This window comes from Rhodobacter sp. CZR27, assembly GCF_002407205.1.
GTDB lineage: Bacteria > Pseudomonadota > Alphaproteobacteria > Rhodobacterales > Rhodobacteraceae > Cereibacter_A.
In genome coordinates this window covers 2581013-2602334 of record NZ_CP023548.1, presented here as the reverse complement: position 1 = coordinate 2602334, position 21322 = coordinate 2581013, and the positions used below count along the sequence as shown (strand labels likewise).

The 21322-nt window shown below is 69.2% G+C and carries 22 protein-coding genes; 15 read left to right on the top strand and 7 right to left on the bottom strand.

Features of this window, described 5'->3' with window-relative positions:
* The first annotated feature begins 127 nt into the window (after positions 1–127).
* The 13 genes from ftsW (at position 128) to recN (ending at position 13991) form a co-directional block, all read left to right on the top strand.
* Complete coding sequence (gene ftsW / locus CK951_RS12675) at positions 128–1294, top strand: putative lipid II flippase FtsW (RefSeq protein ID WP_096786493.1); 1167 nt, start codon at positions 128–130, stop codon at positions 1292–1294.
* A 1-nt stretch (position 1295) separates the two neighbouring features.
* Positions 1296–2390, top strand: coding sequence for a UDP-N-acetylglucosamine--N-acetylmuramyl-(pentapeptide) pyrophosphoryl-undecaprenol N-acetylglucosamine transferase (locus tag CK951_RS12670; protein WP_096786492.1), 1095 nt, complete (start codon positions 1296–1298; stop codon positions 2388–2390).
* Positions 2387–3799: a UDP-N-acetylmuramate--L-alanine ligase gene (gene murC, locus CK951_RS12665; protein ID WP_096786491.1), complete on the top strand. Its 1413-nt coding sequence runs from the start codon at positions 2387–2389 to the stop codon at positions 3797–3799. Before CK951_RS12670 ends, murC begins: the two co-directional genes overlap by 4 nt.
* A gap of 10 nt (positions 3800–3809) precedes the next feature.
* A complete protein-coding gene (locus tag CK951_RS12660; RefSeq protein WP_096786490.1) occupies positions 3810–4043 on the top strand; it encodes a DUF2484 family protein in 234 nt (77 codons plus the stop codon).
* A complete protein-coding gene (locus tag CK951_RS12655; RefSeq protein ID WP_096786489.1) occupies positions 4040–4294 on the top strand; it encodes a DUF2484 family protein in 255 nt (84 codons plus the stop codon). Before CK951_RS12660 ends, CK951_RS12655 begins: the two co-directional genes overlap by 4 nt.
* Positions 4291–5217 carry a UDP-N-acetylmuramate dehydrogenase gene (gene murB / locus CK951_RS12650; RefSeq protein WP_096786488.1) on the top strand — a complete coding sequence of 309 codons (927 nt, stop codon included), beginning with the start codon at positions 4291–4293 and terminating at the stop codon, positions 5215–5217. Before CK951_RS12655 ends, murB begins: the two co-directional genes overlap by 4 nt.
* A 38-nt stretch (positions 5218–5255) precedes the next feature.
* Positions 5256–6179, top strand: a complete 924-nt coding sequence (locus CK951_RS12645; protein ID WP_096786487.1) for a D-alanine--D-alanine ligase — start codon at positions 5256–5258, stop codon at positions 6177–6179.
* Positions 6167–7051: a cell division protein FtsQ/DivIB gene (locus CK951_RS12640; RefSeq protein WP_096786486.1), complete on the top strand. Its 885-nt coding sequence runs from the start codon at positions 6167–6169 to the stop codon at positions 7049–7051. The genes CK951_RS12645 and CK951_RS12640 overlap by 13 nt, the downstream gene beginning before the upstream one ends.
* Complete coding sequence (ftsA, locus tag CK951_RS12635) at positions 7048–8382, top strand: cell division protein FtsA (protein WP_096786485.1); 1335 nt, start codon at positions 7048–7050, stop codon at positions 8380–8382. Before CK951_RS12640 ends, ftsA begins: the two co-directional genes overlap by 4 nt.
* Before the next feature lie 182 nt (positions 8383–8564).
* Positions 8565–10220, top strand: a complete 1656-nt coding sequence (ftsZ, locus tag CK951_RS12630) for a cell division protein FtsZ (protein ID WP_096786484.1) — start codon at positions 8565–8567, stop codon at positions 10218–10220.
* A gap of 228 nt (positions 10221–10448) precedes the next feature.
* Positions 10449–11369, top strand: coding sequence for a UDP-3-O-acyl-N-acetylglucosamine deacetylase (lpxC, locus tag CK951_RS12625; RefSeq protein WP_096786483.1), 921 nt, complete (start codon positions 10449–10451; stop codon positions 11367–11369).
* Between the two features lie 117 nt (positions 11370–11486).
* Positions 11487–12323, top strand: coding sequence for an outer membrane protein assembly factor BamD (locus tag CK951_RS12620; RefSeq protein ID WP_096786482.1), 837 nt, complete (start codon positions 11487–11489; stop codon positions 12321–12323).
* Positions 12324–12350: 27 nt separating this feature from the next.
* Positions 12351–13991, top strand: coding sequence for a DNA repair protein RecN (gene recN, locus CK951_RS12615; RefSeq protein ID WP_096786481.1), 1641 nt, complete (start codon positions 12351–12353; stop codon positions 13989–13991).
* A gap of 61 nt (positions 13992–14052) precedes the next feature.
* On the opposite strand, the gene CK951_RS12610 is transcribed toward recN, so the two are convergent.
* From CK951_RS12610 to CK951_RS12590, 5 genes are all read right to left on the bottom strand, one after another.
* A complete protein-coding gene (locus tag CK951_RS12610; protein WP_096786480.1) occupies positions 14053–14436 on the bottom strand; it encodes an SgcJ/EcaC family oxidoreductase in 384 nt (127 codons plus the stop codon).
* The gene (locus tag CK951_RS12605) at positions 14433–15806 is read right to left on the bottom strand and encodes an FAD-binding oxidoreductase (protein ID WP_096787256.1); all 1374 of its coding nucleotides are present in this window, start codon (positions 15804–15806) and stop codon (positions 14433–14435) included. The genes CK951_RS12610 and CK951_RS12605 overlap by 4 nt, the downstream gene beginning before the upstream one ends.
* Positions 15807–15987: 181 nt before the next feature.
* A complete protein-coding gene (locus tag CK951_RS12600) occupies positions 15988–16623 on the bottom strand; it encodes a DUF1638 domain-containing protein (RefSeq protein WP_096786479.1) in 636 nt (211 codons plus the stop codon).
* On the bottom strand, positions 16620–16775 hold the full coding sequence (locus CK951_RS12595) for a hypothetical protein (RefSeq protein WP_096786478.1): 156 nt from the start codon (positions 16773–16775) through the stop codon (positions 16620–16622). Before CK951_RS12595 ends, CK951_RS12600 begins: the two co-directional genes overlap by 4 nt.
* Positions 16776–16827: 52 nt before the next feature.
* On the bottom strand, positions 16828–17526 hold the full coding sequence (locus tag CK951_RS12590; protein WP_096786477.1) for a B12-binding domain-containing protein: 699 nt from the start codon (positions 17524–17526) through the stop codon (positions 16828–16830).
* Between the two features lie 154 nt (positions 17527–17680).
* Here CK951_RS12590 and CK951_RS12585 point away from each other — a divergent pair, with 154 nt between their 5' ends.
* Entirely contained in the window at positions 17681–18769 is a 1089-nt protein-coding gene (locus CK951_RS12585; RefSeq protein ID WP_096786476.1) for a PA0069 family radical SAM protein, read from the top strand.
* A 97-nt stretch (positions 18770–18866) separates the two neighbouring features.
* Here the strand turns inward: CK951_RS12585 and bmt are convergent, their stop codons facing one another.
* Together bmt and CK951_RS12575 are read right to left on the bottom strand one after the other, a co-directional pair.
* The gene (gene bmt, locus CK951_RS12580) at positions 18867–19874 is read right to left on the bottom strand and encodes a betaine--homocysteine S-methyltransferase (protein WP_096786475.1); all 1008 of its coding nucleotides are present in this window, start codon (positions 19872–19874) and stop codon (positions 18867–18869) included.
* A gap of 197 nt (positions 19875–20071) precedes the next feature.
* A complete protein-coding gene (locus CK951_RS12575) occupies positions 20072–20386 on the bottom strand; it encodes a DUF1476 domain-containing protein (protein ID WP_096786474.1) in 315 nt (104 codons plus the stop codon).
* Between the two features lie 183 nt (positions 20387–20569).
* Here CK951_RS12575 and CK951_RS12570 point away from each other — a divergent pair, with 183 nt between their 5' ends.
* Positions 20570–21322 carry a phosphoribosylaminoimidazolesuccinocarboxamide synthase gene (locus CK951_RS12570; protein WP_096786473.1) on the top strand — a complete coding sequence of 251 codons (753 nt, stop codon included), beginning with the start codon at positions 20570–20572 and terminating at the stop codon, positions 21320–21322.

Genomic DNA, 21322 nt, shown 5'->3' with positions numbered 1-21322 from the left:
GCCACGGGGGCCGAGGTCCCCGGCAGGACCGAGCCGCCTTTCCGCTGGTCTTGCACCGTGAATTTCGCTAGAGTTTTCACCAGACCCGGCAAACGGGCGGACGAGGCAGTGCAGGCGGATCTTTCCCATGACTGAGATGGTCTATGGCTCCATGCCCGTGCGGGCGACCGAGCCGGTTCTTCCCCGTTGGTGGCGCACCATCGACAAGTGGTCTCTGACCTCGATTCTCGTCCTGTTCGGCATCGGGCTGCTGCTGGGCCTTGCCGCCTCGGTGCCGCTGGCGACGCGGAACGGGCTGGACCCGTTCTATTACGTCCAGCGGCAGGCCTTCTTCGGCGGCATGGCGGTGGTGGCGATGTTCGCCGTGTCGATGATGTCCCCGGACATGGTGCGACGGCTGGGCGTCCTTGGCTTCGCCGGGGCCTTCTTCGCGCTGGTGCTGCTGCCCTTCTTCGGCACCGACTTCGGCAAGGGCGCGGTGCGCTGGTTCAGCTTCGGCTTCGCCTCGGTGCAGCCGTCGGAATTCCTCAAGCCCGGCTTCATCATCCTCGGCGCCTGGCTGATGGCCGCAAGCCAGGAGCTGAACGGCCCACCGGGCAAGAGCTTCTCCTTCGCGCTGACGGTGGTGATCGTGCTGCTTCTGGCGCTGCAGCCCGACTTCGGGCAGGCGGCGCTGGTGCTCTTCGGCTGGAGCGTGATGTATTTCGTGGCCGGCGCGCCCATGACGCTGATCGCGATCATCATGGGGATGGTCGGCGCGGGCGGCTTCTTCGCCTACAACTCGTCCGAGCACTTCGCCCGCCGCATCAACGGCTTCCTCAATCCCGACCTCGATCCGCGCACCCAGCTCGGCTATGCCACGAACGCCATCCAGGAGGGCGGCTTCCTCGGCGTCGGCGTGGGTGAGGGGCAGGTGAAATGGTCGCTGCCCGACGCCCATACCGACTTCATCATCGCTGTCGCGGCCGAGGAATACGGGCTGATCCTCGTGCTCATCATCATCGCACTTTACGGCACGGTCACGGTGCGCAGCCTGTTCCGGCTGATGCGCGAACGTGACCCGTTCATCCGGCTCGCCGGCACGGGGCTTGCCTGCATCTTCGGCGTGCAGGCGATGATCAACATGGGCGTGGCCGTCCGTCTGCTGCCCGCCAAGGGGATGACGCTGCCCTTCGTCAGCTACGGCGGCTCGTCGGTGATCGCGGCGGGGGTGACGGTGGGGATGCTGCTCGCCATGACGCGGAACCGGCCGCAGGGCGAGATCGGCGACATCCTGTTCAAGCGGGGACGCTGACATGGCCCAGCCGCTCCTCCTGATCGCGGCGGGAGGGACGGGGGGCCACATGTTCCCTGCCCAGGCCCTGGCCGAGGCGATGGTGCGTCGCGGCTGGCGCGTGAAGCTTTCCACCGACGCGCGCGGCGCCCGCTATGCCGGGGGCTTTCCCCATGTGGTGCAGATCGAACAGGTCAGCTCGGCCACCTTCGCGCGCGGTGGCCTTCTGGCGAAGGCTCTTGTCCCAGCCCGCATCGCCGGGGGCGTCGCCGCCGCCGTCGCGGGCTTCCTGCGCGACCGTCCCGCAGTGGTGGTGGGCTTCGGCGGCTATCCGTCGATCCCTGCGCTGTCCGCCGCCGTGATGCTGCGCCTGCCGCGGATGATCCACGAACAGAACGGTGTTCTGGGCCGGGTGAACCGGCTGTTCGCGCCGCGCGTGGATGCGGTCTGCTGCGGGACATGGCCCACCGACCTGCCCGAGGGCGTCGAGGGCTACCACACCGGCAATCCGGTCCGCGCCGCGGTGCTGGACCGGGCGGCAGCGCCCTACATCCCGCCCGGCGACTATCCGATGAGCCTTGTGGTGATCGGCGGCAGCCAGGGCGCGCGGATCCTATCCGACGTGGTGCCCGCCGCCGTCGCCGCCCTGCCGGACTGGCTGCGGGCGAACCTGCGCGTGGCCCATCAGGCGCGCGAGGAGGACCTTGCCCGTGTCATGCGGGCCTATGACGAGGCCGGCATCCTCGCCGAGGTGCAGCCCTTCTTTACCGACATCCCGCGGCGCCTGTCCGAGGCGCAGCTGGTCATCTCGCGCTCCGGCGCCTCGTCGGTGGCCGACATCTCGATCATCGGCCGCCCGGCGATCCTGATCCCCTATGCCGCGGCCACCGCCGACCACCAGTCCGCCAACGCGCGCGGGCTGGTGGATGCACAGGCCGCGATCCTGATCCCTGAATCCGCGCTTGACCCCGCCTCGCTCTCGGAGCACATGGCCGCGGTACTGTCGCAGCCCGAGGCTGCGCGGCAGATGGCGCGCAATGCGCTGGCCCGAGGCCGCCCCGATGCCACCGAGCGTCTGGTCGAGGTCGTCGAGCATCTGGCAAGGAAAGAGACATGAACGCCGCAACCAAGCTGCCGGGGGAACTCGGCCCCATCCATTTCGTCGGCATCGGCGGCATCGGCATGTCGGGCATCGCCGAGGTTCTGATGACGCTCGGCTACCGCGTGCAGGGGTCGGACGCGAAGGCGTCGAAGATCACCGACCGGCTGGTGAGCCTTGGCGCCACCTTCTTCGAGGGCCAGCGTGCCGGAAACCTCGGTGACGCCGCGGTGGTCGTGATCTCGTCTGCGATCAAGAAGGGCAATCCGGAACTGGAAGAGGCGCGGCTGCGCGGCCTTCCCGTCGTGCGCCGCGCCGAGATGCTGGCAGAACTGATGCGGCTGCGCTCGAACATCGCGATCGCCGGCACACATGGGAAGACGACCACCACCACGATGGTCGCCACGCTTCTGGACAAGGGCGGGTTCGACCCGACCGTCATCAACGGCGGCGTGATCCACGCCTATGGCTCGAACGCCCGCGCCGGGGCCGGCGAGTGGATGGTGGTCGAGGCCGACGAATCCGACGGCTCGTTCAACCGCCTGCCCGCCACCATCGCCATCGTCACCAACATCGACCCCGAGCACATGGAGCACTGGGGCTCGTTCGAAGCGCTCAGGAAGGGCTTCTACGACTTCGTCACCAACATCCCGTTCTACGGCCTCGCCGTCTGCTGCACCGACCACCCCGAGGTGCAGGCGCTGGTGGGCAAGGTCACCGACCGGCGCATCGTGACCTTCGGCTTCAACGCGCAGGCCGACGTGCGGGCGATCAACCTGCGCTACGAGAACGGCACCGCGCATTTCGACGTGATGCTGCAGAACGAGGGCGAGGGGCGGATCATCGAGGGCATGACCCTGCCGATGCCTGGCGACCATAACGTGTCGAACGCGCTGGCGGCGGTGGCTGTCGCGCGGCACCTCGGCATGAAGAAGGAGGAGATCCGCGAGGCCCTGGCGGGTTTCGGCGGCGTGAACCGGCGCTTCACCAAGGTCGGCGAGGTCGGCGGCGTCACCATCATCGACGACTACGGCCACCATCCGGTCGAGATCGCGGCCGTCTTGAAGGCGGCGCGCCAGGCCACGAAAGGCCGGGTGATCGCCGTGCACCAGCCGCACCGCTACACCCGCCTGCACAGCCTGTTCGACGATTTCTGCACCTGCTTCAACGAGGCCGACGTGGTGGGCATCGCCGAGGTCTATGCCGCGGGCGAGGATCCGATTCCCGGCGCCTCGCGCGACGATCTGGTGGCGGGGCTGATCGCCCATGGCCACCGGCACGCCCGCGCCATCCTCTGCGAGGACGACCTGGAGCGTCTGGTGCGCGAGCAGGCCCGCCCTGGCGACATGGTGGTCTGCCTCGGCGCGGGCACGATCTCGACCTGGGCGAACAACCTGCCCGCCCGGCTGATGGGCAAGGCGGCGTGAGGAGGGCGCGATGAGCACCCCCCTCCTTCTCGCCTGCCTCTGGGTCATCGCGGCCTCGGCCGTGGCGCTTCTGCCGATGCGGGTCCAGATCCTTCCCGGGGCTCTGCTCCTGCTGGCTGCGGGGCCGCTGCTCTGGCAGATCGGCGGCGCGCACGGCGGGCTGGCGACGCTGGCAGGAGGCCTCGCCGTGGCGTCGATGTTCCGCCACCCGCTCAGGGCGCTCGTGCGGAGGGCAGAGGGATGACCGGATCGCTCGCCGCTTCCTTCGGATGGATCATCGCGGCCTCGGCCGTCGCGCTGCTTCCCGACCGGGCGCGCTGGCTGCTGGCGGCGCTGCTGATCGCGGGGGGCATCCCGCTGCTCGGATGGGTCACCTACCAGAACGGCCCCTACTGGGGGATGCTGGCGCTGGCCGCCGGCGCCGCCGTGCTGCGCTGGCCGATGGTCCGGGCCTGGAACTGGCTTCGCCGCAGGCTGCCGAGGCACGCCGAATGATGCCACCCGTCCGCGGCACGCTGACGCCGGGCCGCCCGCTCGCCGACCTGACATGGCTGCGCGTCGGCGGCCCTGCCGACTGGCTGTTCCAGCCCGCCGACGAGGACGACCTTCGCGCCTTCCTTGCCGCGCTTGACCCTGCGGTTCCGGTCTTCCCGATGGGGGTTGGCTCGAACCTGATCGTGCGCGACGGGGGCTTGCGCGCCGTGGTGATCCGCCTGGGCCGCGGCTTCAACGCGATCCGCCTCGAGGGCGACCGGGTGATCGCCGGCGCCGCCGCGCTTGACGCCCATGTCGCGCGGCGGGCGGCCGAGGCGGGGCGCGACCTGACCTTCCTGCGCACGATTCCCGGCTCGGTGGGGGGTGCGGTGCGGATGAACGCCGGTTGCTACGGATCCTATGTGGCCGACCATCTGGTCGAGGTGCGGGCGGTCACGCGGGCCGGCGAGTCGGTGGTGATTCCGGCTGCCGATCTTCACCTCGCCTACCGGCAGAGCAACCTTCCCGAGGGCTGGGTGATTACCGAGGCGACCTTTCGCACCGCGGCCGGGGACCCTGCGGATCTTGAGCGTCGGATGCAGGAACAGATCGCGAAACGCGACGCAAGCCAGCCCACGAAGGAGCGCAGCGCAGGCTCCACCTTCCGCAATCCGGCGGGCTATTCGTCGACCGGGCGGGCCGACGACAGCCATGAACTGAAGGCCTGGGCGGTGATCGACGCCGCTGGAATGCGGGGCGCCCGCCGCGGCGGTGCGCAGATGAGCGAGATGCATTCCAACTTCCTGATCAACGCGGGGGGCGCCACGGCGGCCGATCTGGAAGAATTGGGCGAGGAGGTCAGAAAAAGGGTTTTCGAAACCTCGGGAATACGTCTACAATGGGAAATCATGCGGGTGGGCGAACCCTCCGTTAACAAAGAATAATAACGCGTCCACGGGATGCGGTTGAGGCGGAAGAAGACATGGCGGGACTGTCCGGCAGGGCATTCCCCAGGGTTGCGGTTCTGATGGGTGGGCCTTCCGCGGAGCGGGAGGTGTCGCTGGTCTCCGGGCGCGCATGCGCTGCTGCCCTGCGGGAAGCTGGATACGAGGTGACGGAGGTCGATGCCGGCCCCGACCTCGCCTGCGTGCTGTCCGACCTGAAGCCCGATGCCGTCTTCAACGCGCTCCACGGCCGCTGGGGCGAGGATGGCTGCGTCCAGGGCCTGCTGGAATGGCTGCGCATTCCCTACACCCATTCGGGCGTGCTGGCCTCGGCGCTGGCGATGGACAAGGCTCGCGCCAAGGAGGTCTTTGCCGCGGCCGGCCTGCCGGTGGTGGAAAGCCGGCTGGCAAGCGCCGACGAGGTGCGCCGGCGCCACGTGCTGCCGCCGCCCTATGTGGTGAAGCCGAACAACGAGGGATCCTCGGTCGGCGTCTACATCGTGCACGAGGCGGCCAACGCGCCGCCGCAGCTGGCGCCCGAAATGCCCGAGACCGTGATGGTCGAAACCTACGCGCCGGGCCGCGAACTGACCGTCACGGTGATGGACGACCGCGCCCTTTGCGTCACGGATATCGTGACCGACGGCTGGTATGACTACGACGCCAAGTATCGCCCTGGCGGTTCGCGCCATGTCGTCCCTGCGGGGCTTCCGCAAGAGGTCACCGCCGCCTGCCTCGACCATGCCGTGCGGGCGCACCGGGCGCTCGGGTGCAGGGGCATCTCGCGCACGGACCTGCGCTGGGACGAATCGCGCGGGCTCGAGGGGCTGATCCTGCTCGAGACCAACACCCAGCCCGGCATGACGCCGACCTCGCTCTCGCCCGAACAGGCGGCGCATTGCGGCATGACCTTCCCCGAGTTCTGCAGCTGGATCGTGGAGGATGCGTCATGCAATCGCTGAGCGCCCCGCCGCCGCGCCGCGATCCGGCACCCTCGCGCTGGGCCTATCGCGCGCAGCGGCTGTGGCTGACGCCGATGTTCCGCACCTCGCTCCGGGTGGGGGTGCCGGTCCTTGCGGTCCTCGCGGTCGTCGCGCTGATCTTCGCCAGCGCCGAGCGGCGCGCGGCCATGGCGGGCGCCTTCACCGGCCTGATCGACGGCTTCCAGCAGCGGCCGGAATTCATGGTGACGCTGCTGTCGATCGACGGCGCCTCGCCGGAGCTGTCCGACCGCATCCGGGCCACGCTGGCGCTGAAGCTGCCGCTGAGCTCCTTCGACATCGACCTGACCGCAGCGCGCGCCCGGATCGAGAGCATCGACGCCGTGGCCTCCGCCGAGGTCCGCGTCCGCTCGGGCGGCGTGCTCGAGGTGCGGGTGACCGAGCGCGAGCCGGCAGTGATCTGGCGGCGCGAAGACGGCCTCGTGTTGCTCGACGAGACCGGCCGCCGGGTGGACGACCTCGCCTTCCGCGGAGAGCGGGCCGACCTTGCCGTGATCGCGGGCGAGGGGGCCGAGCGTGCCGTGCCCGAGGCGCTGCAGATCCTTGCCGCGGCCAAGCCAATCCTGACGCGGGTGCGCGGCCTTGTCCGCATGGGTGAGCGTCGCTGGGACATCGTGCTCGACCGCGGGCAGCGCATCCTGCTGCCGGTCGAGGACCCGGTGGCGGCGGTCGAGCGCATGATCGTGCTCGACGAGGCCCAGGACCTTCTGGAACGCGACGTGATTTCCGTCGACCTGCGCATCAAGGACCGTCCCGTGCTGCGGCTCGCGCCGTTCGCGCTGGACGAGGTCCGGCGTGCCCGCGGCATTGATACAAGTGGAAGCGACTTATGACCGACCTTTACCAGTCCCAGCGCGCCATGAGGAACATGCGCCGCGCCGCGATGCAGCGGGGCGTGATCGCCATCCTCGACGTGGGTTCCTCCAAGATCACCTGCCTGATCCTGCGCTTCGACGGACCGGACCGGCTGCGCGAGCATGACGGGGTGGGGCCGATGGCCGGCCAGTCCTCGTTCCGGGTCATCGGCGCGGCGACCACCCGCTCGCGCGGGGTGCACTTCGGCGAGATCTCGGTGATGAACGAGACCGAGCGCGCGATCCGCACCGCCGTGCAGGCCGCGCAGAAGATGGCGAACGTCCGCGTGGACCATGTCATCGCCTGCTTCTCGGGGGCGGAACCCCGCAGCTACGGCCTTGCCGGCGAGTGGGAGTTGCAGGATTCGGTGGTGACCGAGCAGGACGTGGCCCGCGTGCTGGCCGCCTGCGACGTGCCCGACATCGGCCCGGGCCGCGAGGTGCTGCACGCCCAACCGGTGAACTTCGCGCTCGACCATCGCACCGGACTCGGCGACCCGCGCGGCCAGATCGGCAACCGCCTGTCGGTGGACATGCACCTGCTGACGGTCGAGGCCGATGTCATCCAGAACCTGCTCTACTGCATCAAGCGCTGCGACCTCGAACTGGCCGGAATCGCCTCGTCGGCCTATGTTTCGGGTGTCTCCAGCCTCGTCGAGGACGAGCAGGAACTCGGCGCCGCCTGCATCGACATGGGCGGCGGCGCGACCGGCATCTCGATCTTCATCAAGAAGCACATGATCTATGCCGACTCCGTCCGGATGGGCGGCGACCATGTCACCTCCGACATCTCGAAGGGCCTGCAGGTGCCGCTGGCCACCGCCGAGAAGATCAAGACCCGCCACGGCGGCGTGGTCGCGACCGGCATGGACGATCGCGAGATGATCGACATCGGCGCGGACAGCGGCGACTGGGACAAGGACCGCCGCACCGTCAGCCGGACCGAACTGATCGGCATCATGCGCCCCCGCGTCGAGGAGATCCTGGAAGAGGCCCGCGCGCGACTCGATGCCGCCGGGTTCGAGCATCTGCCGAGCCAGCAGATCGTGATCACCGGGGGCGGCAGCCAGATCCCCGGGCTTGACGGGCTGGCCGCGCGGATCCTCGGCCAGCGTGTGCGCCTCGGGCGCCCGCTGCGCGTGCAGGGGCTGCCGCAGCAGGTCTCGGGGCCGGCGTTCTCCTCGGCGGTCGGGCTCTGCCTGTTTGCAGCGCATCCGCAGGACGAGTGGTGGGATTTCGACATCCCGGCAGAGCGTTATCCGGCCCGCTCGCTCCGGAGGGCGATCAAATGGTTCAAGGACAACTGGTAACCCCCAGATCCTGCGACCCCCAGCGAAATACCGCCTATGGCGCGGTCTCCCCATCCACATTTTGTGGGTGAACGGGCTTTTTTTGATGACGTCCCCGGCGTCTGCCGGTAAACTTCGAGATAATGCGGAAATGAGGGCGCTGCTGAATGCGCCAGGGACAACGAAAAGCAGGCGGATTGGCAATGGCACTCAACCTCATGATGAATAACTCGCGTGAAGAGCTGAAGCCGCGCATCACGGTGTTCGGCGTCGGCGGGGCCGGCGGCAACGCCGTCAACAACATGATCGAGCAGCAGCTTGAAGGCGTGGAGTTCGTCGTGGCGAACACCGATGCCCAGGCGCTGCAGCAGAGCCGGGCGCCGAACAAGATCCAGATGGGCGTAAAGGTTACCGAAGGTCTGGGCGCGGGCGCGCGTCCCTCGGTCGGCGCCGCCGCCGCCGAGGAGACCATCGAGGAGATCGTCGATCACCTCGCCGGCGCGCACATGTGCTTCATCACCGCCGGCATGGGCGGCGGCACCGGCACCGGCGCCGCCCCGATCATCGCACAGGCGGCGCGCGAGCTGGGCGTGCTGACCGTCGGCGTCGTGACCAAGCCCTTCCAGTTCGAGGGCGCCAAGCGCATGCGTCAGGCCGAGGACGGCATCGACGCGCTGCAGAAGGTGGTCGATACCCTCATCATCATTCCGAACCAGAACCTGTTCCGTCTGGCGAACGAGCGCACGACCTTCACCGAGGCCTTCGCTCTGGCCGATGACGTGCTGTATCAGGGCGTGAAGGGCGTGACCGACCTGATGGTGCGTCCGGGCCTGATCAACCTCGACTTCGCCGACGTGCGCGCGGTGATGGACGAGATGGGCAAGGCCATGATGGGCACCGGCGAGGCCGTGGGCGAGGACCGCGCGCTTCAGGCCGCCGAGAAGGCGATCGCCAACCCGCTGCTCGACGAGATCAGCCTGCATGGCGCGAAGGGCGTGCTCATCAACATCACCGGCGGCTACGACCTCACGCTGTTCGAACTGGACGAGGCCGCGAACGTCATCCGCGAGAAGGTGGACCCCGACGCGAACATCATCGTCGGCTCGACGCTCGACACCTCGATGGAAGGCATGATCCGCGTCTCGGTCGTGGCGACCGGGATCGATGCGACCAAGCCCGCGCAGGAAATGCCGGTGCCGCGCCGCTCGATGGCGGCGCCGCTGCCCGCGAGCTTCTCGGCGCCCGAGCCGGCCCCGGCGCCCGCGCCGCGCCGCGAGGCGCCGCAGCCGGTGGCCGCCGCCCGGCGCCGCAGCCGGTTCCGCAGCCGGCCGCCCCGCAGCACGCCCCGATCGAGCCGGCCGCCAGCCTGTTTCGACCCGGCCGCCAGCCAGTCCTATGAGACGGACGGCTATGCCGACGAGGACGACGTTCCGCCGCCGGCCTACCGTCCGCAGCCCCAGCCGCGTCCCATGGCGGCGCATGACCAGGATGCGGCCGCCTTCGTGGCGCCGCGTCCGCGCGCGCCCGGGACGCCCTCGCCCGAGGCGCTGGCCCGCCTGCAGCAGGCTGTCGCCAAGAACCCGGCCCAGGCCGCGCGGCCGGGGATGGCCGCGGCCCAGCCCCGCCCCGCTGCCCCGGTGCAGCGTCCGTCGGCTGCCGCCGCGGCCGCCGACAAGCCCCGCTTCGGCATCGGCTCGCTAATCAACCGGATGGCCGGCCATGCCGAGCAGCAGCCCGAGCCGCGCGCCGCCGTTGCCCGCCAGCAGCCGCCGGTGACCTCCTACGACGACGAGCCGGAGCTTTCGGCCGATCAGGAGCGCATCGAGATCCCGGCCTTCCTGCGCCGTCAGGCCAACTGAGTCGATCACATCTTCCGATTGAAAGGCCCGGATCTTCCGGGCCTTTTTATTGGCGTAATCAGTGACTTGTGAAAGGCCGCCGCCGACTCGTTCCCTGTCCGGCCCGTCTGTTACATCCGGTCACAAAGAGTGAGTTGAGATGAAATGCGCGACATCTTAACTCACAATGGCAAGGCGGGATCAGCCCGCCGGCGTGAACCGGACCCCAAGCCGGAAAGGAAACAGGCCGTGCAGTGCACTCTGAAATCCGCAGCGAAGTTCACCGGCGTCGGGCTTCATTCCGGCGCTCCGGTGCGCATGGTGGTCAAGCCCGCGTCGGCCGACTACGGGATCTGGTTCCGGCGGGTCGATGTCACGACGGGGGATGCGCTGATTCCGGCGCGCTGGGATGCCGTCGTGCCCTCGCGCCTCTGCACGCTGATCGCCAACCCCTCCGGCGTGACCGTCTCGACCATCGAGCATGTCATGGCGGCGCTGGCCGGCTGCGGCATCCACAACGCCCTGATCGAGATTGACGGACCGGAAGTGCCGATCCTCGACGGCTCGTCCGTGCCCTTCGTGCAGGGCTTCCTTGCCCGCGGCCTGCGCGAGCAGGCCGAGCCCGTCCGCGCCATCCGCATCCTCGAAGCCGTCGAGGTGCGCGAGGGCGAGGCGGTGGCCCGGCTGGAGCCGGCCGAGGATTTCGAGATCGACTTCGCCATCGACTTCGCCGAGGCCGCCATCGGCCGGCAGGAGAAGTCGCTGAACATGGCCAACGGCGCCTTCGTGCGCGAGCTGTGCGACAGCCGCACCTTCTGCCGCCAGGCAGACGTGGATGCGATGCGCGCGAATGGCCTCGCCCTTGGCGGCACGTTCGAGAACGCCGTGGTGTTCGAGGGCGACCGCATCCTCTCGCCGGGCGGCCTGCGCCACGCGGACGAGCCGGTGCGCCACAAGATGCTTGACGCCCTCGGCGACCTTTCGCTTGCCGGTGGGCCGATCATCGGCCGCTATACCGGCATCCGCGCTGGCCACGCCCTGACGAACCGTCTGCTGCGCGCCCTCTTTGCCCGGCGCGAGGCCTTCCGCATGGTCGATTGCGGGCTGATGGCGGGCTGCAAGCTTCCCGGCGTCGGCGTCCATCGCTCTGACATCCCGGCCCTGCGCTGATCCGGCAATCCGCTGCAAAGGCGTTTTGCGCACCGGATTTTTCTGTGCTAGGACCGGGCAAACAGCCGCGGGAGGCCCCCGGTCCCGGCGGCGGCAGAGGGCAGAGGTAAGCGGAACATGGTGAAGTCTGGCACGCGGTTGCTCGGCATGGCCCTGTGCGTCGCGCTGGTTTCCAGCTGTGGCGTCGGCAGCCGGAAGGAGCCTCCGCTGGAAAACTTCACCGCCGAGCAGATCTACAAGCGCGGCGAATACGAACTCGAGGCGCGCACCAAGCCCGATACCGCGATCCGCTATTTCTCGGAGGTCGAGCGGCTTTATCCCTACACCGAATGGGCCAAGCGCGCGCTGATCATGCAGGCCTACAGCTACCACAAGGCCCGCCTTTATGAAGAGGCGCGCGGGGCGGCGCAGCGGTTCATCGACTTCTACCCGGGCGACGAGGATGCGGCCTATGCGCAATACCTGCTCGCGTTGTCCTATTACGACCAGATCGACGAGGTCGGCCGCGACCAGGGCCTGACCTTCCAGGCCCTTCAGGCCCTGCGCACCGTGATCGAGACCTATCCCGAAAGCGAATACGCCCAATCGGCGGTGCTGAAGTTCGATCTCGCCTTCGATCACCTTGCCGGCAAGGAGATGGAGATCGGCCGCTACTACCTGAAGCGCGGCCACTACACGGCGGCGATCAACCGCTTCCGCACCGTGGTCGAGGACTTCCAGACCACCACCCACACGGCCGAGGCGCTGCACCGGCTGGTCGAGTCCTACCTCGCGCTCGGGCTCGTGAACGAGGCGCAGACCGCAGGCGCGATCCTCGGCCACAACTATCGCTCCAGCCCGTTCTACGACGACAGCTACCAGCTTCTGACCGGCCGCGGCCTGAAGATGGAGGCGAGGGGCGACAGCTGGCTGGCGAAGGTCTACCGGCAGATGATCCGCGGCGAGTGGCTCTGACCCTCGCCAACCGAACGGGGCAGGGCGATGCTGCGCTCGCTTGACATCCGTGACATGCTCATCATCGACCGGCTGTCGCTTGCGTTCCAGCCGGGGCTGAACGTCCTGACCGGTGAAACCGGCGCCGGCAAGTCGATCCTGCTCGACTCGCTGGGCTTCGTGCTGGGATGGCGCGGGCGCGCGGAACTCGTGCGCTCGGGCGCCGACAAGGGCGAGGTGACGGCGGTCTTCGACCTGCCGGCGGGTCACGCCGCACGCGCCGTGCTGGACGAGGCCGGGATCGGGGCCGAGGACGAGCTGATCCTGCGCCGGGTGAACTTCGCGGATGGCCGCAAGACAGCGTGGGTCAACGACCGGCGCGTCTCGGGCGAGGTGCTGCGCGGCCTGTCGGACACGCTGGTGGAACTGCACGGCCAGCATGACGACCGTGGCCTTCTGAACCCGCGCGGCCACCGCCAGATGCTCGACGCCTTCGCCGGCCTCGACCTGACGGCCTGCCGGCAGGCCTGGTCGGCGCTCGGCGGCGCGCGGCGGGCGCTGGTCGATGCCGAGGAGGCGCTGGCCGCCGTGCGCGCCGAGGAGGATTTCCTGCGCCATGCCGTGGCCGAGCTGGACAAGCTCGACCCCCAGCCGGGCGAGGAGGCGCTGCTCGACACCCGCCGGCGCGAGATGCAGGGCGCCGAGCGCATCCGCGACGACATCGCCCGCGCCCATCGGGCGCTGTCAGCCGAAGGCGCCGAGAGCCTGATGGTCGATGCGCTGCGCTGGCTCGAGACGGCGTCGGAGCGGGCCGGCGGCCGGCTCGAGGCGCCGCTTGCCGCCCTGTCACGCGCGCTGATCGAACTGGGCGAGGCGCAGGACGGCGTCGCGGGCTGCCTTGCCGATCTCGACTTCGACCCGCGCGACCTCGAGGCGCTGGAGGAGCGGCTGTTCGCGATCCGCGCGCTGGCGCGCAAGCATTCGGTCCTTCCGGACGAACTTGGCACCTATGCCGGCGAATTGCGCGAGCGCCTCGCGGCCCTCGACGGGGGCACGCGGCAGATCGAGAAGCTCCGTCGTGCCGTCACCGAGGCCGAGGCCGCGTGGACCGCCGAGGCCGATGCGCTGTCCGCCGCCCGGCGTGAGGCGGCCGGCCGGCTCGATGCCGCAATGGCGGCCGAACTGGCGCCGCTGAAGATGGAACGCGCGGTGTTCCAGACAGAGTTGACCGCAGCCGATGGCGGGGCGGAGGGTCACGACGCGGTGGCCTTCACGGTCGCCACGAACCCCGGCGCGCCGTCGGGGCCGCTGAACCGCATCGCCTCGGGCGGGGAACTGTCCCGCTTCCTCCTGGCGCTGAAGGTCTGCCTGACCGGCGACAGCCCCGGCCTGACACTGATCTTCGACGAGATCGACCGCGGCGTGGGCGGGGCGACGGCGGATGCCGTGGGGCGGCGCCTCAAGGCGCTGGCTTCAGGGGCGCAGGTCCTTGTGGTCACGCATTCGCCTCAGGTGGCGGCGCTGGGTGCGCATCACTGGCGGGTCGAGAAGCGGATGGCCGAAGGCATGACGACCTCGACCGTGACGCCGCTGGGCGCGACCGAACGGGTGGAAGAGATTGCGCGCATGCTGGCGGGCGACACGATCACGGATGCCGCGCGCGAGGCCGCACGGGCGCTTCTCGTCTAGACCGACGCGGGCGGGGCCGGAGGGTGCGGATGATGCCCCTGCCGGATACGGGCAGGCGTTCTCAGCCTTCGATCACCGTGAAATGCAGCGTGACGGCTTCGACACCCGCCTTCCGCACCAGCAGCACGGCCGTCAGGATCGCCCCGATGCGCCCGGCATCCCGCCCCTCGGCATCCACCAGACCCGAGAGCACGAAGCGCTGCTGCAGCAGTGTCGCGCCGGGACCAAGGGGCTTCACGTCGGTCTTGCCGCTCACCAGCCGTGACCGCGCGAAGGCGCCGGCAAGCTCGGCCCTCAGCGCGGCAAGGATCTCCTTCCGGCCCTCGCACCACAGGCCGGTCAGCGTGAGCATCGTGCCATCTTCCGCCACGAGGTCCGCGAGGGCCTCGGCATCCCGGACGCCCCAGAGCGCGGCGAAGCGGCGCGGAAACTCGTCCGGCGTCATGTCTGGCGCACCATCTTGCCCGGGTTCATCAGGCCCATCGGGTCGAGCGCGCGCTTGATCTCGGCCATCACGCTCCAGGCCTCGCCATGCTGGGCCGCCATGTAGCCGAGCTTGCCGAAGCCGATCCCGTGCTCGCCGGTCACGGTGCCGCCCAGACGCAGCGCGCGCTCGGCCAGCCGGGCCGAGACGCGCTTGGCCGCCTCGCGCTCCACCTCGCTTTCCGGATCGACCAGCAGGACCGAGTGGAAGTTGCCGTCGCCGACATGGCCGACGATCGGCCCCGGCACGCCGCAGGCCGCGATGTCGGCCTGCGTTTCCTCGACCGCCTCGGCCAGCCGCGAGATCGGCACGCAGGCGTCGGTGACCCAGCCCTCGCAGCCCGGGCGCGACGCAAGGCAGGCGCGGTAGGCGGCGTGGCGCATCTTCCAGAGCCGCGCGCGGTCCTCGGTCCGGGTCGCCCACTGGAAGCCGGCGGACCCGTGTCCCGCCGCGATCTCGCCGAAGCGCTCGGCCTGTTCGGCCACGCCCGCCTCGGTGCCGTTGAACTCCACCAGCAGATGCGGCTGCAGCGGCATCTCCATCTGGGCAAAGGCGTTGCAGGCGGCGACGGAGGCCGCGTCGAGGAATTCGATCCGCGCCATCGGGATGCCGTGCTGGATCGTCTCGATCACGCAGTTGACGGCCGAGGACATGTCGGGGAAGGCGCAGACGGCGGCCGAGATCGCCTCGGGCTGGCCATGAAGGCGCAGCGTCAGTTCGGTGATCAGGCCAAGCGTGCCTTCCGATCCGACGAAGAGCGCCGTCAGGTCGTAGCCCGCGGCGGACTTCGGCGCGGCGGTGCCGGTGCGGATCACCCGCCCGTCGGCCAGCACGACCTCGAGCCCCAGCACGTTGTCGCGCATGGTGCCGTAGCGCACCGCGGTGGTGCCCGAGGCGCGGGTGGCGGCCATGCCACCAATCGTGGCATTCGCGCCCGGATCGACCGGGAAGAACAGGCCGGTGTCGCGCAGGCTTGCGTTCAGCGCCTCGCGGGTGATGCCGGGCTGGACGCGGACGATCATGTCCTCGGGTCGGATCTCGATCACTTCGGCCATCTGGCCGAAGTCAATCGTGACCCCGCCCTTCAGCGCCAGCGCATGCCCTTCCAGCGAGGTCCCGGCGCCCCAGCCGACCATCGGCACCAGATGACGGGCGCAGATCGCCGCGATCTCCGAGACTTCCGCGGTGGTCCGGGGATAGGCCACCGCATCCGGCGGCGGGGCGTGCAGATGCGTCTCGCTGTGCGCATGCTGCTCGCGCACCGCTTTCGAGCGGGCGAGCCGGTCGCCCAGAAGCGCCTCTAGTTCACCCAGCGCCGCCTCGATCCGCATGATGTCCTCCTCCTGCCGTTGAGGCAGGCTAAGCCAAGCGGAGGCGCTCTGGAAGTGCCGCGACGCTTCGTCATCCTCGGCACGGAACGGCAGGGGCAGCACCGCCTTGTCCTTTTCCAGCTTCCCGCGGGCCGAAAGCCGCCTAGGGACCCCGAAGGCTTGCCGGACTTCGACAATCCGCCTAGCGACGGGCCACTTCCTGCAGGCTGCCCGCCAGGTCGCCGTAGCCGGTGAACCGACGCTCGTAGGCAAGGCCCAGCCGGGCGGCGCAGTCGCGGGCCTTGGCATCCAGCGCAGGGTCCTCGGTCTGGGCCTGATAGACCAGCTTGGTGTAATGGCCGAAATACATGTCCCGCAGCTCGGGGTGCCGGTTCAGGCCCATCGGGCGCCACACGAAGGCGTCGAACTGCCGGACGAGGAAATCCGTAAGGTAGAAGGCGGTGAACTCGTCCTCGGCATGAGCCGCGAAGGCGTCGTTGCCTTCGAAGAACGAATAGCAGTGCGGGCCCTCGACCATCTCCACGCCCAGTTCCTTGCACTTTCGCGACAAGGCGCCGCCGGTGCCGCAATCGGCATAGACGACGAAGGTCGGCGCGTCCCCGGCGGCCATCACGGCGGCCTCGACCGCTTCCACGATCTTCTCGGGCCGCAGGTGCAGCTTGGCCGGCAGGCATTGCAGGTCCAGGTGATCCCAGCCGTTCGCCCGCTTCAGCGCGAGGATCTCGTGCGCCAGCGCCCCGCAGGCGATCAGCCGGACCGTCCCGCGGCCGGCAGGCGCAAGGCCCTGCTCGGACAGCGTGCCGTCGTCGAGGCTCATGGCCGCCTCCGCGCGCGCAGCAGCAGGCTCGCCACCAGCGCGACCAGACCCACCGCCGCCACCGGCCAGCCGGCGGCGTGAAACAGCGCGACCGTCACCCCGGCTGCGAGGATGACGGTCGCGATCAGCATGAGGAACAGGCTCGGGGGCATGGCGGTCTCCTTCCGGTGACAGATGAGCGCCGCGGGTGCCCCCGCCAAGGGGTCAGGCGCTCAACCGGTTGTGACGGCGCGCGACATGGACCTTCGCGGTTTCGACCGCGACGGCCGCATCGCGGCAGTAGGCGTCGGCGCCGATCGCCTTGCCGAATTCCTCGTTCAGGGGTGCGCCGCCGACCAGAACGATATAGTCGTCGCGCAGGCCCTTTTCCTTCATCGTGTCGATCACGACCTTCATGTATGGCATCGTCGTGGTCAGCAGCGCCGACATGCCGAGGATGTCGGGCTTCTCGGTTTCCAGCGCCTCGAGGTATTTCTCGACCGGGTTGTTGATGCCGAGGTCCACCACCTCGAAGCCCGCGCCTTCCATCATCATCGCGACGAGGTTCTTGCCGATGTCGTGGATGTCGCCCTTGACGGTGCCGATCACCATCTTGCCCATCCGCGGCGCGCCGGTCTCGACCAGCAGCGGCTTCAGGATCACCATGCCCGCCTTCATGGCGTTGGCGGCCAGCAGCACTTCCGGCACGAACAGGATGCCGTCGCGGAAGTCGTTGCCGACGATGGTCATGCCCGCCACCAACGCCTTGGTCAGCACGTCGTAGGGCGTCCAGCCGCGATCGATCAGGATGCGGACGGCCTCCTCGATCTCGTCCTTCATCCCGTCGTAAAGGTCGTCGTGCATCTGCAGCACGAGTTCCTCGTCAGAGAGTTCGGACAGGATGATCTCTTCGTCGTCAGCCATGGCGGGCTCCTCGGGGCAGGTGTTTCAGGTTCAATGCGGCCAAAGGTCCGGCCGCACTCATCGAATTGCGACATGGGGCGGATGAAAGCCGACAGCGGGGGCAGGGCGGGGCTTTCCTGTGGCGCGGGTTCCCATTTCGTTCTAGTCTTGCGGCATGAAGTCGACCCATTCCAGCCTCGATCCGGCCCTGCGCCTGCGTGCTCGCGGCGCCGCCAGCAACGAGAGCGGGCGGTTCGAGCCTGCACGCCGCGAGGCGTTCGCCGATGGCTGGGACCTGCCCGAGGACGAGCATCTGCTGCGGACCGAGGTCCGCATCGAGCGCCCACGCTCGGCCTTGACCTTCAACCGTTCGCCGGACATTCCGTTCGACCGCTCGGTCAATCCCTACCGGGGGTGTGAGCATGGCTGCATCTACTGCTTCGCCCGGCCGACGCACGCCTATCTCAACCTCTCGCCGGGGCTGGATTTCGAGACGCGGCTGATCGCGCGGCCCGGCATCGCCGCCGTGCTGGAGCGTGAGTTGCGCGCGAAATCCTACCGCGTGGCGCCGGTCGCGCTGGGAACCAACACCGATCCCTACCAGCCGGTCGAGGCACGCCACCGCGTGATGCGCGAGGTGCTCGAGGTGCTGTCGGCCTTCCGCCATCCCGTCGCGATCACCACCAAGGGCACGCTGATCGAGCGCGACCTGGACCTGCTGGCGCCGATGGCGGCCGAGGGGCTTCTGCGCGTCGGCCTGTCGGTCACGACGCTGGACGCCGACCTGTCGCGCCGGCTGGAGCCGCGGGCGCCGCCGCCGGCACGGCGGCTCGAGACCATCCGGCGACTGGCCGCGGCCGGCATCCCCGTCCGGGCCATGGTGGCGCCGGTCATCCCGGGGCTGACCGATCCCGAGATCGAGGCGATCCTTGCCGCCGTCGCTGACGCGAATGCCGTTGCCGCGACCTGGATCATGCTGCGACTGCCGCTCGAGGTGGCGCCGCTGGTGAAGGCCTGGGCCGAGGAGCACTATCCCGACCGCGCGGGGAAGATCCTCGCCCGCATCCGCGAGATTCACGGCGGGCGCGACTACGATCCGGCCTGGGGGAAACGGATGCGGGGCGAGGGGATCTGGGCCGATCTCGTCTCGCGCCGGTTCCGTCTTGCCGCGGCGCGACATGGCCTCGACCGCGACCAGCCGCCGCTGCGCTGCGACCTGTTCTCGGTGCCGCCTCGTCCGGGCGATCAGCTTCGGCTGTTCTGACCTCATGGCATGACCCGACCCCGGCGACGGAAGTCCGCGCCCTCTGCTCTGCATTTCTGGCGAATGGGCCGGGGGAGGCGAGGCCCCCGGATCCCTGTCAGCCGCGCCGCCGCCGCCGCTCGCGCGAGGGGCCGGAATCGTCCGAGCCGTCACTGGCCGAGGAGAAGCCGCCCAGCCGTTCCGAGATGCTGTCGAGCGACGGGCGCGGACCCTTGGGCCGCGATTCGAGCGCCGCGCGCATCGCCTTCAGGTGTTCGGGCATGGTGCCGCAGCAGCCGCCGATGATGCGGGCGCCGGCGTCGCGGGCGAGCACGGCATATTCCGCCATCAGCTCCGGCGTGCCGTCATAGTGGATGTGGCCGTCGTGGTATTTCGGGATCCCGGCATTGCCCTTGGCGATGATCGGCCGCTCGGTGCCCTGCGCGGCAAAGCCAAGCACGGTGCGCAGCAGGTCCGAGGCGCCGACGCCGCAGTTCGCCCCGAAGGCCAGCGGCGGGTTCGGCAGCTTGTTCACCAGATCGACCAGCGCGGCCGCGGTGATCCCCATCATGGTGCGCCCGGCCGTGTCGAAGCTCATCGTGCCGCACCAGGGCATCCCGGCCAGACGGGCCGCCTCGGCCGCGGCCTTGAATTCCTCGGCCGCCGAGATCGTCTCGACCCAGAGGACGTCCGCCCCGCCGGCCTTCAGCGCCTCGGCCTGTTCGTGGAAGATCTCGACCGCGACCTTGTGGGTCAGCGTGCCCATCGGCTCGAAGATCTCGCCGGTCGGTCCCATGGAGCCGGCGACGACAACCGTGCGGCCCGAGGCGTCGGCGATCTCGCGCCCCAGTTCCGCCGCCACCCGGTTCAGTTCCGCCACGCGGCCTTGCGCGTTGTGCAGCTTCAGCCGGGCGGCATTGCCGCCGAAGCTGTTGGTCAGGAAGATGTCCGATCCCGCCTCGACCGCCGCGCGGTAGAGCTTGCGGATATTGTCCGGCTGGTCGATGTTCCACAGCTCCGGCGGCTCGCCGGACGACAGGCCCATGTTGAACAGGTTCGTGCCGGTGGCGCCATCGGCCATGAGCCAGTCGCGGTCCTCGAGCAGGCGGGAGAGGGCGTCGGTCATCTTGTCCTCGCAGGGGTCAGGTTCGGGCCGCGAGGCACGCGGTCCGCTTGCGCGAAGCTCTGCCACGCGGGGCGACCCGTGGCAAATCCATATTGTTCATCATCATCTTGAAAGCGGCGCAGCGAATGCGACAGGCCGCGCCCCTTGCGGCGCGTGCCACGGATCCCGAGACGGTCGCGCCGGGCGCAGCCGCGTGATCAGCTTTCCGTCATCAGCTGCGCCTTCGCGACCGGCAGGAACTCGAGCATCTTGGCGCGCACCGCCTCGGCCGAGGACCTGTCGCCGAGGTCGGCCGCGACCTTGCGGACCACATCCTCGAAACCCGGCTCGTGCAGGTCCGATTGCACCACCTCATGCGCATAGCTGATCGCCTCGTCGCCGGTCTTGCCGAGGAGCTCGGCAGCCCATAGGCCGACCAGCTTGTTGCGGCGCACTTCGGCGCGGAACAGCATTTCGGTGTCGTGGGCGAACTTCGTCTCGAACGCGCGCTCGCGATCGTCGAAGGTGGTCATGGTTAGGTCCTCCCGAACAATGCCTTTCTTCTGATATGCCCGCAGCGTTCCGACCTAGCAAGTGGTCGCGCGGCCGCGTCCGGCGCGATTGCCTTGCGAGCACGGGCAGCTTGCCTTATAGGCCGTTTCAACCAGAACGGGGCGCGCTCGACGCGCCCCCTTCGTCGTTCGATCGGAGTGTGCATGGCACGTCGCAAGAAGGTCTACGAGGGCAAGGCCAAGATCCTCTACGAGGGGCCCGAACCCGGGACGCTGATCCAGTACTTCAAGGACGACGGCAGCGCGGCCTCGAACCCGCCGCAGACCGCGCTGGAAGGCAAGGGCGTGCTGAACAACCGGCTGTCCGAGTTCTTCATGAACGGCCTCAACTCCATCGGTGTTCCCACCCATTTCATCCGCCGCCTGAACATGCGCGAGCAGCTGGTGCGCATGGCCGAGATCATCCCGCTCGAGGTCGTGGTCCGCAACTTCGCGGCCGGCGGCATCTCGAAGCGGCTGGGCATCCCGGAGGGGACGCCCCTGCCGCGGCCGATCGTGGAATACTACTTCAAGGACGACAAGCTCGGCTGCCCGCTGGTGTCCGAAGAGCACATCATCGCCTTCGGCTGGGCCAGCCAGCAGGATCTGGACGACGTGGTGGCACTGGCGCTGCGTGTGAACGACTTCCTGTCGGGCGTGATGATGGGCGTGGGCATCCGGCTCGCGGATTTCCAGATCGAGGTCGGCCGGATCTGGGAGGGCGACTACATGCGCCTGATCGTGGCCGACGAGATCAGCCCCGACAGCTGCCGTCTCTGGGACGTGCGCGCCGAGGCCGAAGGCGGCACCCCGCGCGAGCCCGGGCCGCTGCAGGACGTCTATTCCGAACTCGCCCGGCGTCTGGGGGTGCTGCCCTCGAACGTCACCCACACCACCAAGCCCACGCTGATCAACTGA